Raw genomic sequence first — 16,658 nt, forward strand, 5'->3', positions numbered from 1 at the left:
CATAGGGTGGGTGTCGATGGCACTGCACCTACACCGGGCCGAGCGCACCGATCTGCTGGCCGACGGGCTGGGTGCGCTGCTCGCGGATCCGCTACCTGATCCCTTCGCGCAGGAACTCGTGCTGGTGCCCGCCAAGGGCGTCGAACGCTGGCTCAGCCAACGGCTGTCGAATCGGCTCGGCGTGTGTGCCGCGGTCGAGTTCCGCAACCCCCGCTCGCTCATCGCGGAGCTGACGGGCACGGCCGACGAGGATCCCTGGTCCCCCGACGCCATGGTGTGGCCGCTGCTCGCGGTGATCGACGAGAACCTCGACGAACCGTGGTGTACGACGTTGGCCACGCATCTCGGGCATTTCGAGATGGGCGAGGAGCACGAGCTGCGGCAAGGCAGGCGATACGCGGTCGCGCGCCGACTGGCGGGGCTGTTCGCGTCCTACGCCCGGCAGCGTCCGCATCTACTGGTCGACTGGGCCGGCGTGCCCGACGACTTGTCCTGGCAGGCACCGCTGTGGCATGCCCTGGTGGAGCGCGTCGACGCCGATCCACCTCATGTCCGGCACGCGAAAGCCCTTGCCCGGCTGCAGGAATCACCATCCGAGCTGCCGCAGCGGCTGTCCCTGTTCGGGCACACCCGCCTTCCGGTGACCGAGGTCGAACTGCTGACCGCGCTCGCCACCCAACACGATCTGCACCTGTGGCTGCCCCACCCCAGCGACAACCTGTGGCAGTCGCTGGCCGGGCGTAAGGGCGCGCTCCCCCGCCGCGAGGACACGAGCCATCGCGATGTCGGCCATCCGCTGCTGGCCACTCTCGGCCGTGACCTACGCGAACTGCAGCGCACCCTGCCGGTCCCCGACACCGACGAATTTCTCAGCGGCACCGACCATCCCGACACGCTGCTGGGCTGGTTGCAGTCCGACATCGCGGCCAACGCGGTCCGCCCGGCCGGGCGGGTGCATCGCCCCGATGACCGGTCGGTGCAGGTGCACAGCTGTCACGGCCCGGCCCGGCAGATCGACGTTCTGCGCGAAGTGCTGCTCGGCCTGCTGGCCGATGACCCGACGCTCGAACCACGCGACATCCTCGTGATGTGCCCCGACATCGAAACGTATGCACCGTTGATCACGGCCGGATTCGGGCTCGGCGACGTGGTGCACGGTGCCCACCCGGCGCACCGATTGCGGGTCCGGCTCGCGGATCGCGCACTCGTGCAGACCAATCCGCTGCTGTCGGTGGCCGCACAACTGCTCGTGCTGGCCGGCGGACGGGCGACCGCGAGCGAAGTTCTCAACCTCGCCGAGTCCGGCCCGGTGCGCGCCCGGTTCGGGTTCACCGACGACGACCTCGACGCGATCACGGCGTGGGTACGCGAAGCCAACATCCGCTGGGGCTTCGACCAGGAGCACCGCCGCCCCTACGGGGTGGAGTTCCTGCACAACACGTGGCGTTTCGGCATGGACCGCGTGCTGGCCGGGGTCGCGATGTCCGACGACTCCCACGCCTGGCTCGATACCACGCTGCCGCTCGACGACGTCAGCAGTAACCGCGTCGAGCTTGCCGGCCGGTTCGCCGACTATGTGGAAAAGCTGCGCCAAGCGGTCCATCAGCTCAGCGGTAGCCGCCCACTCGGCGACTGGCTCGCCGCGCTCACCGCCGGTATCGACGCGCTCGCGCTCGCCGACGAGGAGTGGCCCGCGGCTCAGGTGCAGCGCGAGTTCGCCGAGATTGCCGAGAATGCCGGAGCCACACCGACATCGTTGCGGCTCAGCGATATCCGCGCACTGCTCGACCGGCATCTGGCTGGCCGCCCCACCCGGGCCAACTTCCGCACCGGCACGCTCACCGTCTGCACGATGGTGCCGATGCGTTCGGTGCCACACCGCGTGGTGTGCCTCATCGGATTGGACGACGGGGTGTTCCCGCGGCTCGGCGCCGTCGACGGTGACGACGCGCTCGCGCGCGACCCGATGACGGGTGAGCGCGACATCCGTTCCGAGGATCGCCAGTTGCTGCTCGACGCGATCGGGGCGGCCACGCAGACGCTCGTCGTCACCTACACCGGGGCCAACGAATACTCCGGCCAGCCCCGTCCACCCGCGGTGCCGCTCGCCGAACTACTCGACACGCTCAGCATCACCACCGAACGGCCCGTCGACGTGGTGACCGAACATCCGTTGCAGCCGTTCGACATTCGCAACGTCATTCCCGGCGAGATGGTGCCAGGCGAACCGTTCACATTCGACCCGACCGCACTCACCGCGGCGCGCGCCAGCAGCGGTCAGCGGGCCGAACGGCCGCCGTTCTTCTCGGGCCCGCTAGCGCCTCCCCCTGCCGATGACGTGGCGCTCGAGGATCTCACCCGCTTCTTCAACGATCCCGTCAAGGGCTTCTTCCGGTCGCTGGATTACACGCTGCCATGGGATGTCGAAGGGGTGTCCGACGAGATGCCCGTCGACATCGATGCCCTGGAGGAATGGACCGTCGGCGACCGGATGCTCGGCGACATCCTGCGCGGCATGACGCCCGCCGACGCCCAGCAGGCCGAGTGGCGCCGCGGCACCCTGCCGCCGGGTCAACTCGGCTGGCGCCGGGCCATCGCCCTGCGTGACCAATGCGCACTGCTGGCCACCGAGGCGTTGCGTTACCGCGATTCCGACGGCCAGGCCTATGACGTCGATGTCGATCTGGGGACCGGGCGCCGGCTGACCGGAACGGTGTCGCCCGTGTTCGGGGAGCGGCTGGTGTCGGTGACGTACTCCAAGCTCGACGGCAAACACTTGCTGCAGTCGTGGATTCCGTTGCTGGCGTTGGCCGCCTGCTATCCGGACCGCGACTGGTCGGCGGTGTGCATCGGCAGGCCCAAGCGCGGTAGTTCACCGCGGGTCGAGGGGCTGGGGCGTCCGGACGATCCGGTCGAGCTGCTGGCCGATCTGGTGACGATCTATGACGCGGGCCGGCGTGAGCCGCTGCCGTTGCCCGTCAAGACGTCCTATGCGTGGGCGGCAGCCCGGCATGCCGGCGACGACCCGCAGCGGGAAGCCGAATACCGCTGGCGCAGCAACAGGTATCCCGGCGAGGACGAGCAGCCCGCGCATGTGCGGGCGTGGGGCCGTGGCGCGCCGCTGAGCCGCCTGGTCGGATTGGGTGAGTACGCCGAACGCCTGTGGTTGCCGATGCTGCGCGCCGAAAGGTCGCCCCGGTGAAGACTTTCGATCTGCTCGGGCCGCTGCCCGCCCGCAATACGACGACGGTCCTGGAGGCCAGCGCCGGTACCGGCAAGACGTTCGCGTTGGCCGGTCTGGTGACGCGGCTGGTGGCCGAGGGCGCCGCGACGCTGGATCAGATGCTGCTCATCACGTTCGGCCGGGCCGCGAGCCAGGAGTTGCGCGAACGCGTGCGCTGCCAGATCGTCGACGCGCTCGCGGCATTCCAGGATCCGGCGCGCGCCGCCAACGATCTCGAGGTGTACCTCGTCGCCGCCGACCAGCAGGCCCGCAGGCAGCGGCTGCGTGACGCCCTGGCGGGTTTTGATGCCGCGACCATCGCGACCACGCATCAGTTCTGCCAGATCGTGCTCAAATCGCTTGGCGTGGCCGGGGACAGCGACTCCGGGGTCACGCTCGTCGATAGCCTCGACGACGTGGTGTGCGAGATCGTCGACGACCTCTATCTGTCGCATTTCGGGGCGCAACGCGACGATCCGGAACTCGGCTACGCCGAGGCACTCAAGCTCGCCCGCGTGGTGGTCAACAACCCGGCCACCGAACTCCGCCCGCTCGACCCCGACCCCGACTCGCCGGCCGCGGTCCGGCTCGCGTTCGCACGCAATGTGCTGTCGGAGTTGGAGATCCGCAAGCGCCGTCGCGGCATCCTGGGCTACGACGACCTGCTCACCCGGCTGGCCGATGCTTTGGCAGATGAGGACTCCGCGGCCCGCGTACGGATGCAGCAGCGCTGGCCGATCGTGATGGTCGATGAGTTCCAGGACACCGACCCGGTGCAGTGGCAGGTGCTCGAGCGGGCGTTCTCCGGGCACGCGACGTTGATCCTGATCGGTGATCCCAAGCAGGCGATCTACGCATTCCGCGGCGGGGACATCGACACGTACCTGCGGGCCGCCGCGACCGCGGGGGACAAGCAGACGCTCGGCACGAACTGGCGCAGCGACAGCGCGCTGGTGGATCGGCTGCAGGCGGTGCTGCGGGGCGCCGAGCTCGGTGGCCCCGACATCGTCGTGCACGACGTACAGGCCCATCACCAGGGCCACCGGTTGGCCGGTGCGCCGCGCAACGATCCGTTCCGGCTGCGCGTCGTGACGCGAAAACGCGGCGGCACCAGGGTGATTCCGATCGCCGACCTGCGCACCCACATCGGCAAGGACCTCGCCGCCGACATCGGTGCGCTGCTGACCAGCGGCGCCACGTTCTGTGACCGGCCCGTCGCAGCACGCGACATCGCCGTCATCACCGAGACCCACAAGGATGCCCGCGCGTGCCACACCGCACTGATCGAGGCCGGCATCCCGGCGGTCTACACCGGCGATTCGGATGTGTTCAACTCCGAGGCCGCCGAGGACTGGCTGTATCTGCTGGAGGCGTTCGACCAGCCCCACCGGCCCGGCCTCGTCCGCGCCGCAGCGGCCACGATGTTCTTCGGCGAAACCGCCGAATCCCTTGCCGCAGGCGGTGACGCGTTGACCGACCGTGTCGCGGACACGCTGCGCGCGTGGGCCGGTCATGCGCGGGAGCGTGGGGTCGCGGCGATCTTCGAGGCCGCGCAACTCGCGGGCATGGGCAAGCGCGTGCTGTCGTGGCAGGGCGGGGAACGCCTGATGACCGACCTCGCGCACATGACGCAGCTGCTGCAGGACACCGCGCACCGAGAGGGCTTCGGGCTGCCCGCTTTGCGGGACTGGCTGCGAACCCAGCGTTCGGAAGGTGGCGGCGAGTCCGAGCGCAATCGCCGTCTCGACAGCGACGCGGCGGCCGTGCAGATCATGACGGTGTGGGTCAGCAAGGGCCTGCAGTTCCCGATCGTGTACCTGCCGTTCGCGTTCAATCGCTATGTCCCCGAACCGGATCTGGTGCTGTTCCACGACGAGGGCAAACGCTGCCTGCATATCGGCGGTGTGGATCCGGCGGTCGCACGGGCCGGCCGTGCCGAGGCTGCGGCCGACGACAGCCGGCTGACGTATGTGGCGATGACGCGCGCGCAGTCCCAGGTGGTGGCGTGGTGGGCGCCGTCGAACGACGAACCCAACGGTGGCCTGTCGCGGCTGTTGCGGGGCCGGGCGCCGGGCGAGTCCGCGGTTCCCGACAGGTGTGTACCCGCCAAGGTGCCCGACGAGGAGGCGCTGGAGCGGCTACGGGCGTGGGTGGGTGGGCCCGTGGTCGAGGAGTCCGTCATCGGCGCCTTCACGCCGGTACCACCCGAGGCCCCACGAGAAGACTTGGATGTTCGGCATTTTCACCGCGCGATCGACACCGCGTGGCGGCGCACGTCGTATTCGGGCCTGCTGCGGGCCGCTGAAACGTCCGGGGTGTCCAGTGAGCCCGAGGTCATCGAGCTCGACGACGAATCCGACGACATACCCGTCGTCGCCCCCGCCCAGGGTGCGGATGTGCCGTCACCGATGGCGTCCATGCCCACCGGCGCGGCGTTCGGATCGCTCGTGCACGCGGTGCTCGAAACGACCGACCCGTTCGCACCGGATCTCGCCGCCGAACTCGAGCATCAGATCAAGGTGCACGCGGCGCGCTGGCCTCTCGAAGTCGAGGCAGCCGAGCTGGCCGCGGCGCTCGTGCCGATGCACGGCACCCCGCTGGGTCCGCTGGCACCCGGCGTGACACTGCGCGAGATCGGCCTGCGGGACCGGTTGCGCGAACTGGATTTCGAGTTCCCGATGGCCGGCGGTGATCTGCGGGGCGGGTCGTTCGCGCGCTTGTCCGATGTCGGTGCCCTGCTGCGGAAGCATCTGCCCGCCGGCGATCCGATGGCGGTGTACGCCGACCGGCTGTCGGCCGGTGTGCTGGGCACCCAGCCATTGCGTGGGTATCTGTCCGGTTCGGTCGACGCGGTGCTGCGGCTCGACTCCCGGTTCGTCGTCGTCGACTACAAGACGAACTGGCTGGGTACGGGTGATGCGTCGCTGACGGCCGCGGATTACGGCCGGGAGCGCATGGTCGAGGCCATGCTGCATTCGGATTATCCGTTGCAGGCGCTGTTGTACAGCGTTGTGCTGCACCGTTTCCTGACCTGGCGGCTGCCCGGGTATGACCCGGCCGCGAATCTGGGCGGCGTGATGTATCTGTTCGTGCGGGGGATGTGCGGGGCGGCGACGCCCGTCGTCGACGGACATCCCGCCGGCGTGTTCAGCTGGGAACCGCCCGCGGCGTTGGTGGTCGCACTGTCGGAGCTGCTCGATGCTTGACGCGTTCACCGAGATTCTTGAGCCCGCCGATGTGCATGTGGCACAACGGTTGACCGCGCTGGCCAAGGAGCCGGACAAGTCCGTCGAGCTCGCGGTCGCATTGGCAGTGCGCGCACTGCGGAGCGGTTCGGTATGCGTGGATCTGCGGTCGGTGGCAGCGCAGGTCGAATTGCCGTCATTGCCGTGGCCGTCGCCCGATGCCTGGTTGGCAGCGGTCAAGTCGAGCCCGCTGCTGGGTACTCCCCCGGTGCTGCGACTGTTCGGCGATCTGCTGTACCTGGACCGGTACTGGCTCGAAGAGCAGCAGGTGTGCGATGACGTGCTGGCCCTTGTCGGCGCACGCACGGAGAGTGCCGCACCGGACGTGACGCGGTTGTTCCCCGCGGGCTTCGAGGAACAGCGCGCGGCGGCGAATGTCGCGCTGTCACAGGGGTTGACGGTGCTGACGGGTGGGCCCGGCACCGGTAAGACGACGACGGTCGCGCGCCTGCTGGCACTGCTCGCCGAGCAGGCCGCGCTGGCGGGCCGGCCGTCACTGCGCATCGCGTTGGCCGCGCCGACAGGCAAGGCCGCGGCCCGGTTGCAGGAAGCCGTGCAGTTGGAGGTGGACCGGCTCGATGCGGTCGACCGATCGCGGCTGTCGGGTCTGCAGGCCACGACGTTGCACCGGCTGCTCGGCCCGCGGCCCGATACGTCGTCGCGGTTTCGGCATCACCGCGCGAACCGCCTGCCGCACGACGTGATCGTGGTCGACGAAACGTCGATGGTGTCGCTGACCATGATGGCGCGGCTGTTGGAGGCCGTGCGCCCGCAGACGCGGCTGCTGCTCGTCGGCGATCCCGATCAGCTGGCTTCGGTCGAGGCCGGCGCGGTGCTGGCCGACCTCGTCGACGGCCTGGGTTCGCGCGGCGTGGCGGCGCTCAAGACCTCGCACCGGTTCGGTGAGTCGATCGGCGCGCTGGCATCGGCAATCCGGGCTGGCGACGCGTCGTCGGCAATCGAGGTGCTGGCAGCGGGCGGTGAAAACATCGAATGGGTGCGCGACAACGCGACCGAACAACTCCGGGGTGTGCTTGTGCCACACGCCCTTCGGTTGCGTCAGGCCGCGATACTCGGTGATGCGCGCACCGCGTTGTCGACGCTTGACGAGCATCGCCTGCTGTGTGCGCATCGGCGTGGACCGTTCGGCGTCACACACTGGAACCGCCAGGTGCAGCGTTGGCTGACCGAGGAGACCGGCGAGCCGCTGTGGAGTTCGTGGTACGTCGGGCGCCCAATCCTGGTGACCGCCAACGACTACGGGCTCAAGCTCTACAACGGCGACGCCGGCGTCACGGTCGCCACGCCCGACGGCATGCGTGCCGTCGTCGGCGGGTCCGGATCGTTCGCGACCGGCAGGCTCACCGACGTCGAGACCATGCACGCGATGACGATCCACAAGTCCCAGGGCAGCCAGGCCGATGAGGTGACCGTGTTACTGCCGTCGGAGGACTCGCGGTTGTTGACGCGTGAGCTGTTCTACACCGCGGTGACACGGGCGAGGACGCGGGTACGCGTCGTCGGCGCCGAGGCGGAAGTGCGCGCCGCGATCGACCGGCAGGCCGTGCGAGCGACCGGCCTGCGGGAGCGGTTGAGGCTTTAGACGGCCTTCCCCGCGAAGAACGCGCCGGAGATCAGTCCGATCGCGATGGCCAGGGTGGGCAAGCCCATCGCCACGGCCACGACAACACCAGCGATCGCACCGATGCCGAGCACCAGCATCATTACGCCTACAAATGCTCCGACCATTGACCTGCCCTTTCTATGACTGCGGTCACAATCTACATCGTTTGTGCGCTGAACCACAGGCAGATCGCGCGTCAGTTTGGTTAACAATTTCGCGGCAAAATGTATAGCTCAGCTTGATGAATCCATTCAGCTGTCGATTTCGGCGCATCGCTTGCACGATTCGGGCGGTTCAGATGCGAACCCGCAGGTGAGAGCGGAATGGCCGCTAACAAGCATCGTCGCTGAATTTGATCGCCCGTTCAGGCGTGGGCTGTTAGTTAACCCAAGCGACGCCATCAGTGCACACCCGAGTGCCAGTATTCGGGACGTGGCCCCTGACAAACCGTCATCTATCGCCTATCCGGCTCCCGGTTCCCGCCCGTTGCGGCACGACAACGAGGCGCTGCCGCCGCACGTCATCGTGTTGTTCGGCGCGACGGGCGACCTGGCAAAGCGCAAACTCCTGCCCGGGCTCGCGTACCTGGAGCAGTCGACGTTCAGCCCCGACATCCGGGTTGTCGCGACGTCGCTGGAGGATTTCACCGACGAGCAGTTCCTCAAGCACGCCAAAGAGGCCATCGACCAGTTCGCCTCCCGCAAGCCCACCGATGAGCAGTGGGCAAGCTTCGCGAGCAAGGTGCATTACGTGCCGCAGAGTGCAGGCCCGCAGGCGCTGGCCGCTGCCGTCGCCGCCGCAGAAGCCGAGCTCGGCGCCGATGCCCGTCGGCTGCACTATCTTTCGGTGCCGCCCAAGGCCGCCCAGTCCGTCATCACGATGCTCAAGGACGCCGATCTGGTGAAGCGGGCCAAGGTGGTGATGGAAAAGCCGTTCGGCACGGATCTCGAAAGCGCGGTGCTGCTGAACGCCTTCGTGCACAAGACGTTCAAGGAATCGCAGATCTTCCGCATCGACCACTTCCTCGGCAAGGAGGCCGCGCAGAACATCCTGGCGTTCCGGTTCGCCAACGGGCTGTTCGAGCCGATCTGGAACCGCAACTTCATCGACCACATCCAGATCGACATACCCGAGAAGCTCGGGCTCGACCAGCGGGCCAACTTCTACGAGAGCACCGGCGCCTTCAAGGACATGGTCGTCACGCATCTGTTCCAGGTGATGGCGTTCGTGGTGATGGAGCCGCCGACCGCGCTCGAGCCGAGGGCCATCAGCGAGGAGAAGAACAAGGTCTTCCGGTCGATGCTGCCCATCAACCCGGCCGAGGTCGTGCGCGGGCAGTATCAGGGTTACCGCGACGAGGTGGGGGTCGCACCGGATTCGGAGACCGAGACGTTCATCGCGCTCAAGGTCGGCATCGACAACTGGCGGTGGGCCGGCGTGCCGATCTATCTGCGAACCGGCAAGAAAATGGCTGAGGGGCAACGGATCATCTCGATCGCGTTCAAAGAGGCCCCGCGCACCATGTTTCCGGCGGGGTCCGGTGTCGGGTCGCAGGGCCCCGACCATCTGACGTTCGATCTGGCCGACGAGTCGAAGGTGTCGCTGTCGTTCTACGGCAAGCGGCCCGGGCCCGGCATGCGGTTGCAGAAACTGTCCATGCAGTTCTCGACCGAGGAGAGCGGCGCGGCCGCCGACGTACTCGAGGCCTACGAACGGCTGATCCTCGACGCGATGCGCGGCGACCACACGTTGTTCACGACGGCCGAGGGCATCGAATCCCTGTGGGAGCGGTCGGCGCCGCTGCTGGAGGATCCGCCGATCGTGAAGATGTACCCCGTCGGGACGTGGGGTCCCAATGCCATTCATCAGCTCATCGCGCCGAATGCGTGGCGGTTGCCGTTCGAGCGCGTGTGGCGCGAGTAGGCCTTACGACAGGTACAACGCGACGACACCCAACACGGTGACGGTGACGAACAGCAGCATCGCGATTCGCATACCCCGGGCCCGCAGCCGTTTCGGCAACGCCAGCGGAAGGGCGAGCACCCACGCCAGGCCGAACGGTATGTACGCCAGGACGCCGAAGATCAAGCCGTAGCCGTGCGGATCCTCCGCCGGGTCCGTCGCGTACGCCGAACTCAGGACGGTCCACACGATCAGCAACCAGATGACGAGCGCGGCCACTCCGAACGCTCCGGCCAGGCACCGACCGACGATCGAAGCTGCTTCTGCCCATTTGGTTTTGGGCGGCTGCTGGTAGACCATCTCACCCCCGGTGTCAGCTCAAGCGTAAGCGCTGCACCAAGGGGCTGGACGCGGCAGTTTCCTGCGACGCCTACGCAATCAGGCGAGCGCGCTGCCCTTGCGCCACTGGTCCCACGGGATGGTCCAGTCGCCGTTGTTGTCGGGTTTGAGCGGGTCGCCGCCGGTGTTGCGGATCTCGACGATGTCGCCCGGCACCGAGAAGTTGTAGAACCATTCGGCGTTCTCGCCGCTGAGGTTCAGGCAGCCGTGGCTGACGTTCGTGTTGCCCTGCGCCCAGATCGTCGAGTTGAGCTGGTGCAGGTAGATGCCGTCCATGCTGATGCGCGTCGCGTACGGGATCGTCGTCTTGTAGCCGAGGCGGGAGTTGACGGGCAGGCCGTACGTTGAGGAATCCATGACGACGGGGTTGGCCTTATCCATCACGGTGTAGATGCCGCGTGGGGTCCAGAAGCTCATCGTGGTGCCGCCGACGGTTTCGGTGCCGCCCATGCCCATCGAGGTCGGCATGGTGCGGACCAGCTTGCCGTTCTCGAACACGCTGACCTGTTTGGTCTTGTCGTCGGCGATCGACACGTGTGAGTCACCGATCGTGAACGAGATCTTCTCGTCCTGTGCGCCGTAGACATCGTCGCCGAGCCGGGCACCGTAGATGTCGGCGTTCACGGTGACCTTCGTGCCGGGCTTGTAGTACTTCTCCGGGCGCCAATGCGCGGTCTGGTCGTCGATCCAGTTCCACGCGCCGACGGCCTTCGGCTCGGTGGTGACCGTCATCCGTCGTTCGGCGCTGGCCTTGTCGGTGACGGGCTCGCCGAAGCGCGCGACGATCACCATCCCGACGCCGTACTTCGCGCCGTCCTGCAGTGGTGCGCCGGATGTGCCGTTGAGGTAGACGCGGGCCTGGTAGCCCGGGGTCAGGGTCGTGAACGTCGAGGTTTGCTTCGTCGGCATCCCGCCGGGGCCCTTGGCCGTGACGGTCAGCGTGTAGGTGCGGCCATAGCCGAGCGACGTCGTCGGCTTCCACGTCTTGGCGTCCGGCGTGAGGATCCCCGGGATCTCCTTGCCTGCGTCGTTGACCATCTTCACGCTCGCGACGGTTCCGGTCGTGGCCGTCACCATGACGCGCGCCAGCGGATCGACTTCGGCGTTCGGCTTCGGGGTGATGGCGAGTTTGGCCGGCTCCGTCGGCGACGGCTGCGGGACGCCCTGCGGAGGGCTCGCCACCGTCTGGCAGTGCTCACCGCAGTCCGGCAAGGCCGTGACGGCGACTCCACCCAAGACCGCGAGCACAGCGAGTGCGGCCGCAAGGCAGGCACGACGAACAGACGACAACATCACTCCAATGTGGTTCGGCGAAGGCCAGTTTGATCGGGATCCCGATCGGTGGCTCAATCGTAGCCGGGTCGTCGGTTCGTCGGCGTAACGCCTCCGCGCTGTGGGCGAGTCGTGATCGGGTCGTTGTGCGGCCGACCTCAACTTTCACACCAGCCTCCAGAAGGGAGCACACAGACGGTCTCAAAGTGCGATATCACCCGCGATATCACACTTCAAACTCATGTGGCCCCTCAGATTTACGTGCACGCGGCGCCTTCATCACCGCTCATCAAGAGCGGACGGCACCCCCGTGTGCCAACGCTCCAAGTACGCGAGGGCCTCGGCCGGCTCATCGGTGACGTACACCAGCTCGTCGAGCGCCACGGGCAGAAAGCCGTCCTGCTCCATCCGCCGCAGCTGGATCACCAACCCGTCGTAGAAGCCGGCCGTGTTCAGCAGCACCACCGGTTTGTCGTGGTGCCGGTGCTTACGCAGTTCGAGGATATCGGTGGCCTCGTCGAGCGTGCCCAGGCCGCCTGCCATCACGACCATCGCGTCTGAGCGTGCCAACAGCGTGGCCTTCCGTTCGCCGAGATTCGCGGTGAACACCATCTCATCCGCCTCAGCCCGCGCCTTCGTCCGCAGGAACTCGACGGAGATCCCGACCAGTCGACCACCGCTCTTCTGAACCCCGTCTGCAACGACCTTCATCAGCCCGACGTCTGATCCGCCCCAAACCAGAGTGTGGCCGCCCTTGCCGAGCAGCTCGGCGAACTCCCGCGCCGGCTCGGTGTAGCGGGCGTCGAGGTCGGCGGCGGACAAGAAGACGCAGATGTTCATGAAGGCTCCGGACTGGTACAGGTGATATCTCAGGTAACCACAATGGTCACACCAGCACCTGCCAGCAGATGCGTATGTGGTTGCGAAGTGCGATATCACCGGCGATATCAGTGGAGAGTGGTATCAAATCGGTATCATGGGCGGTCATGGGTATGACTCTGCGCACGAGCGACGAGCAGACCGAGGCGTTGCGTCGGCAGGCTGCCGCCGAGGGACGGTCGATGCAAGCGGTAGCGCTGTCGGCGATCGATGAGTACATCGCCCGACGAGCGCACAGAACGAAGGTCGATACGGCGCTACAGCGCGTGGTGGCCGAGGAAGCCGGGGTCTTGGAGCGTCTCAAGGACGCATGATCGAGTACCTCGACCTCGACGACCTCCTGCAGATCGCCCGCCGCGCAGTTGGCGAAGATGTCAAGGTCGGCGACTACGGCCTGTTGGAATCTGCTCTGGCACGGCCACGCGCCTCGGTGTTCGGCGAGGACGCCTACCCGGATTTGCATCTCAAGGCCGCCGCCCTGATGCACTCGTTGGCCCGCAACCACGCGTTGATCGACGGGAACAAGCGACTGGCGTGGACCGCATGCCGCACGTTCCTGGCCATCAATGGGCAGTGGATCAGCGCACCGGAAGACGACCGCTTTGACTTCGTCATCCGGGTCGCCACGGGGGCCGAGTCGGATCTCGATCAGATCGCCGGGCAACTACGCGAGTGGAGCTACCAAGAATCCGATTACTGATTTACCCCTGGTCGCCCATACCATTTCTGGCGAGATGACCGACAATGCCCTCGACGCTGCCCTCGACACCCCCACCACGTCCGATGCCCGGTCCGCAGGCCGGATCGCTGCCGAAGGGCAGCGCCGCCGCACCTTCGCCGTCATCAGCCACCCCGACGCCGGTAAGTCGACGCTCACCGAGGCGCTCGCGCTGCATGCGCGGGTGATCACCGAGGCAGGCGCAATCCACGGCAAGGCCGGGCGACGTTCGACGGTGTCGGACTGGATGGAGATGGAGAAGGCCCGCGGCATCTCGATCACGTCGACGGCGCTGCAGTTCCCGTACCGCGACTGCGTCATCAACCTGCTCGACACCCCCGGCCACGCCGACTTCTCCGAGGACACCTACCGGGTGCTGACGGCCGTCGACTGCGCGGTGATGCTCATCGACGCCGCGAAAGGCCTTGAGCCGCAGACCCTCAAGCTGTTCCAGGTCTGTAAGCATCGCGGCATTCCGATCATCACGGTGATCAACAAGTGGGACCGCCCCGGCCGCCACGCCCTGGAGCTGATGGACGAGATCCACGAGCGCATCGGGCTCCGCACCACTCCCCTGACCTGGCCGGTCGGTATCGCCGGTGACTTCAAGGGCGTGATGGACCGCCGCAAGGGCCACTACATCCGGTTCACCCGGACGGCCGGAGGTGCGACGGCGGCTCCCGAGGAGCACATTCCCGCGGCGGACGCGACGGCCGCCGCCGGTGTGGACTGGGAGACCGCGGTCGAGGAATCCGAACTGCTGTCGGCCGACGGCTCCGACTTCGACCGCGACGCGTTCCTCAGCGGTGAGTCATCGCCGGTGCTGTTCACGTCGGCGGCGTTGAACTTCGGCGTGAACCAGCTGCTCGATGTTCTTGTCGAGCTTGCCCCGGCGCCCAGCGGTGCGGTCGACGTCGACGGCGTCCGGCGTGCCACCGACGCGCCGTTCAGTGCGTTCGTGTTCAAGGTGCAGGCCGGTATGGACTCCGCGCACCGCGATCGCATCGCCTACGCGCGGGTGGTGTCGGGCACGTTCGAGCGCGGTGACGTGCTCACCCACGCCGCGACCGGCAAGCCGTTCGTCACCAAGTACGCGCAGTCGGTGTTCGGCCAGCAGCGCTCGACCCTCGACGGTGCCTGGCCCGGCGACGTCATCGGGTTGGCCAACGCGGCAGCCCTTCGCCCCGGCGACACGCTGTATCGCGATGTGCCCGTGCACTATCCGCCGATTCCGAGCTTCTCCCCCGAGCATTTCGCGGTGGCCCGCGGAACCGATCCCAGCAAGCACAAGCAGTTCCGCCGCGGCATCGAGCAGCTCGAGCAGGAAGGCGTCGTGCAGGTGCTGCGCTCGGACAAGCGTGGCGACCAGGCGCCGGTGTTCGCGGCCGTCGGCCCGATGCAGTTCGAGGTGGCGTCCCATCGCATGGCGACCGAACTCAGCGCGCCGATCTCGTTGGAGTCCCTGCCGTATCAGGTCGCGCGGATCGTCGACCCGGAGGACGCCGACTTTGTGAATCGCCAAGTGTCAGCGGAGGTTTTGACGCGTACCGACGGTGTGATGCTCGTGCTGTTCTCGACGCCGTGGCGCCTGGAGGGCTTCCAGCGCGACAACCCGAACATCAAGCTGCGATCATTGGTGGCCGCCGAGGGATAGCCGCCCGGAATCGGCGGGTACTTCACGCCGCAGCAAAACTGAAAAGCGATGCTGCGATTTCGCTCACGTCGCAATCCCTGGTCGCCACCTCGTTCATGAGGTCCTCGGCCCGATCGACGTCAAAGTCCGCGGCCAGCTCGAAGCCATTGATATGCAGGAAGGTCCAGGCCGCGGCCCACGCGGTGCGCTTGTTACCGTCGACCAGCGCATGATTACGCGCCAGCGACTGCAACAACGCAGCGGCCTTGTCCCATATCTCCGGATACGCATCAACACCGAACACAGTTGTCTGCGGACGAGCGACCGCGGCATCGAGCAAGCCGTAGTCGCGCACCTTCAGCTCCCCGCCGAACGCAATCGACCCCGCGGTGAGAACGTCATCGCGGTCCAGGTATTCGGTCACGCCAAGCGTCGGTTGAGTTCAGCTGAACGCTCAGCCACGAGGCGGGCCGCCTCTGCGACTCTGCGCTTATGCATGCTCGCGCGTTCCATCACAGCTGCGTGCGCGAACTTCTTCAACGACAGATCATCGGCCTGAGCAGCCGCTCGGATCTGCTCCATCTCCTTCTCGTCAAATTCGATGTTCAGCGAAGGCATACATCGACAATACCGCATTTGGTACCTAAACAGGTACCAAAATTCGACGCCGACCGGCACATGCGACGATGCCACCATGTCTGTCGATTGGTTCGAGCGTCTGACGGGATTCCGCGAGCTCGGTTACCACGCAACACGCGAACGCCTCACCGTTGAGGGCTCCACGTTGATCTCCCTCGTCAACGAAAAGCGCTATGGCATCGGTGAACTCACGCTGCCGTCGTTGGCCGAGCTGCGCCGCCGCGCACCCGTGGCGACCCGGCGACGCAGTACCGTCAGACCCCTGATCGGCGACGCCCGCGCGCTGCATGCCGCGCCCGAGTTTCGGGGCGCGACCATCCAGGTCGCGTCGCAGTTCAACGCGCTGGAGATGACGTCACCACATATGACCCCCGACGACGGCGTCACGCGGTATGAGCACGACCACACGCAGGGCCCGGCCTGCGCGATGGCGGCCGGCGCGGCGACCATCTTCCGCAACTACTTCGCCGATGTCGACGGGCAAGCCGGGCAGACCCGTGACCGCCAACTCGACACACTGGCTGGGCTCGGTGCGGCATTCTCAACCCGGCTGGGCCGGCCGGTTGCCGACCTGTGGGAGATGCGCAACGGGTATGCGCTGTGTACGCCACAAGGCCTCGGCGCTGTCGCCGACTTGCTGACCGACTACTCGGATACCGAACGCGACGAACTTCGCGGCATGCTGGCCATCGGCCTGCACCGCGATGTTGAGGTCACCGACGTCTCGGACGGCAATCAAATTGTGTCCCAGGCGTTCTGCTCCGCGCTGCCCGTCGCCTACGGTGTGCCCAGCCCGGACTGGGAACCATTCGCGCGACTCGTCCTCGAAGCCACCTACGAGGCGACGCTCCTCGCGGCAGCCGAACAGGCCGCCGCCGGTGGTTCGAATGTCGTGCTGTTGACCCGAGTGGGCGGTGGTGTGTTCGGGAACCACGATGCGTGGATCGACGACGCGATCGCGCGTGCATTGCGCATCGTCGAACACCGCGGGTTGGACGTCCGCCTCGTCAGCCGCAGCGCCGTGCACGGTTCATTCGCGCGGATCGCGAGGGAGTGGTGAGGCGGGCGATCAGACGGTGGTACGTATCTGCTCGTTTCTGATGTAGAGACCGATAGCAAAGGCT

At 67.0% G+C, this 16,658-nt stretch carries 14 protein-coding genes; 8 read left to right on the forward strand and 6 right to left on the reverse strand.

All coding sequences use genetic code 11. From position 1 onward, the window contains the following. Positions 1 to 16: 16 nt before the first annotated feature. The 3 genes from recC to recD are packed head-to-tail and all read left to right on the forward strand — an operon-like array spanning position 17 to position 8,071. Complete coding sequence (recC, locus tag ACOI2T_RS29885) at positions 17 to 3,202, forward strand: exodeoxyribonuclease V subunit gamma (protein ID WP_409502140.1); 3,186 nt, start codon at positions 17 to 19, stop codon at positions 3,200 to 3,202. Continuing rightward, entirely contained in the window at positions 3,199 to 6,429 is a 3,231-nt protein-coding gene (gene recB / locus ACOI2T_RS29890; RefSeq protein WP_409502141.1) for an exodeoxyribonuclease V subunit beta, read from the forward strand. Before recC ends, recB begins: the two co-directional genes overlap by 4 nt. Then, positions 6,422 to 8,071, forward strand: coding sequence for an exodeoxyribonuclease V subunit alpha (gene recD, locus ACOI2T_RS29895; protein WP_409502142.1), 1,650 nt, complete (start codon positions 6,422 to 6,424; stop codon positions 8,069 to 8,071). The genes recB and recD overlap by 8 nt, the downstream gene beginning before the upstream one ends. Here the strand turns inward: recD and ACOI2T_RS29900 are convergent. Continuing rightward, positions 8,068 to 8,217 (reverse strand): hypothetical protein, encoded by a 150-nt coding sequence (locus ACOI2T_RS29900; protein WP_110775241.1) that lies wholly within the window; start codon positions 8,215 to 8,217, stop codon positions 8,068 to 8,070. The two genes, recD and ACOI2T_RS29900, sit on opposite strands and share 4 nt — an antisense overlap. Positions 8,218 to 8,524: 307 nt before the next feature. Here ACOI2T_RS29900 and zwf point away from each other — a divergent pair, with 307 nt between their 5' ends. Then, on the forward strand, positions 8,525 to 10,015 hold the full coding sequence (zwf, locus tag ACOI2T_RS29905; protein ID WP_067856202.1) for a glucose-6-phosphate dehydrogenase: 1,491 nt from the start codon (positions 8,525 to 8,527) through the stop codon (positions 10,013 to 10,015). 3 nt (positions 10,016 to 10,018) lie between these two features. Here zwf and ACOI2T_RS29910 read toward each other — a convergent pair whose 3' ends face one another. From ACOI2T_RS29910 to ACOI2T_RS29920, 3 genes are all read right to left on the reverse strand, one after another. Further along, positions 10,019 to 10,354 (reverse strand): hypothetical protein, encoded by a 336-nt coding sequence (locus ACOI2T_RS29910; protein WP_409502143.1) that lies wholly within the window; start codon positions 10,352 to 10,354, stop codon positions 10,019 to 10,021. A gap of 78 nt (positions 10,355 to 10,432) precedes the next feature. Beyond that, positions 10,433 to 11,689, reverse strand: a complete 1,257-nt coding sequence (locus ACOI2T_RS29915) for a L,D-transpeptidase (protein ID WP_409502144.1) — start codon at positions 11,687 to 11,689, stop codon at positions 10,433 to 10,435. A 255-nt stretch (positions 11,690 to 11,944) separates the two neighbouring features. Next, the gene (locus ACOI2T_RS29920) at positions 11,945 to 12,505 is read right to left on the reverse strand and encodes an LOG family protein (protein ID WP_409502145.1); all 561 of its coding nucleotides are present in this window, start codon (positions 12,503 to 12,505) and stop codon (positions 11,945 to 11,947) included. 146 nt (positions 12,506 to 12,651) lie between these two features. Here ACOI2T_RS29920 and ACOI2T_RS29925 point away from each other — a divergent pair, with 146 nt between their 5' ends. The 3 genes from ACOI2T_RS29925 to ACOI2T_RS29935 are packed head-to-tail and all read left to right on the forward strand — an operon-like array spanning position 12,652 to position 14,916. After that, entirely contained in the window at positions 12,652 to 12,858 is a 207-nt protein-coding gene (locus tag ACOI2T_RS29925) for a CopG family transcriptional regulator (protein ID WP_067856365.1), read from the forward strand. Further along, positions 12,855 to 13,244, forward strand: a complete 390-nt coding sequence (locus tag ACOI2T_RS29930; protein WP_409502146.1) for a type II toxin-antitoxin system death-on-curing family toxin — start codon at positions 12,855 to 12,857, stop codon at positions 13,242 to 13,244. Before ACOI2T_RS29925 ends, ACOI2T_RS29930 begins: the two co-directional genes overlap by 4 nt. A 34-nt stretch (positions 13,245 to 13,278) precedes the next feature. Further along, positions 13,279 to 14,916, forward strand: a complete 1,638-nt coding sequence (locus tag ACOI2T_RS29935; RefSeq protein WP_421874961.1) for a peptide chain release factor 3 — start codon at positions 13,279 to 13,281, stop codon at positions 14,914 to 14,916. Between the two features lie 22 nt (positions 14,917 to 14,938). On the opposite strand, the gene ACOI2T_RS29940 is transcribed toward ACOI2T_RS29935, so the two are convergent. Both ACOI2T_RS29940 and ACOI2T_RS29945 read right to left on the reverse strand, forming a co-directional pair. Next, entirely contained in the window at positions 14,939 to 15,319 is a 381-nt protein-coding gene (locus ACOI2T_RS29940; RefSeq protein ID WP_067856174.1) for a type II toxin-antitoxin system death-on-curing family toxin, read from the reverse strand. Next, entirely contained in the window at positions 15,316 to 15,513 is a 198-nt protein-coding gene (locus tag ACOI2T_RS29945; RefSeq protein WP_409502148.1) for an antitoxin Phd, read from the reverse strand. The genes ACOI2T_RS29940 and ACOI2T_RS29945 overlap by 4 nt, the downstream gene beginning before the upstream one ends. A gap of 76 nt (positions 15,514 to 15,589) precedes the next feature. Here ACOI2T_RS29945 and ACOI2T_RS29950 point away from each other — a divergent pair, with 76 nt between their 5' ends. Then, positions 15,590 to 16,594 (forward strand): hypothetical protein, encoded by a 1,005-nt coding sequence (locus ACOI2T_RS29950; protein WP_409502149.1) that lies wholly within the window; start codon positions 15,590 to 15,592, stop codon positions 16,592 to 16,594. Positions 16,595 to 16,658: the final 64 nt, after the last annotated feature.

Origin of the sequence: Mycolicibacterium wolinskyi str. Jessa 2025 (assembly GCF_049241375.1) — a bacterium.
Taxonomy (GTDB): Bacteria; Actinomycetota; Actinomycetes; order Mycobacteriales; family Mycobacteriaceae; genus Mycobacterium; species Mycobacterium wolinskyi.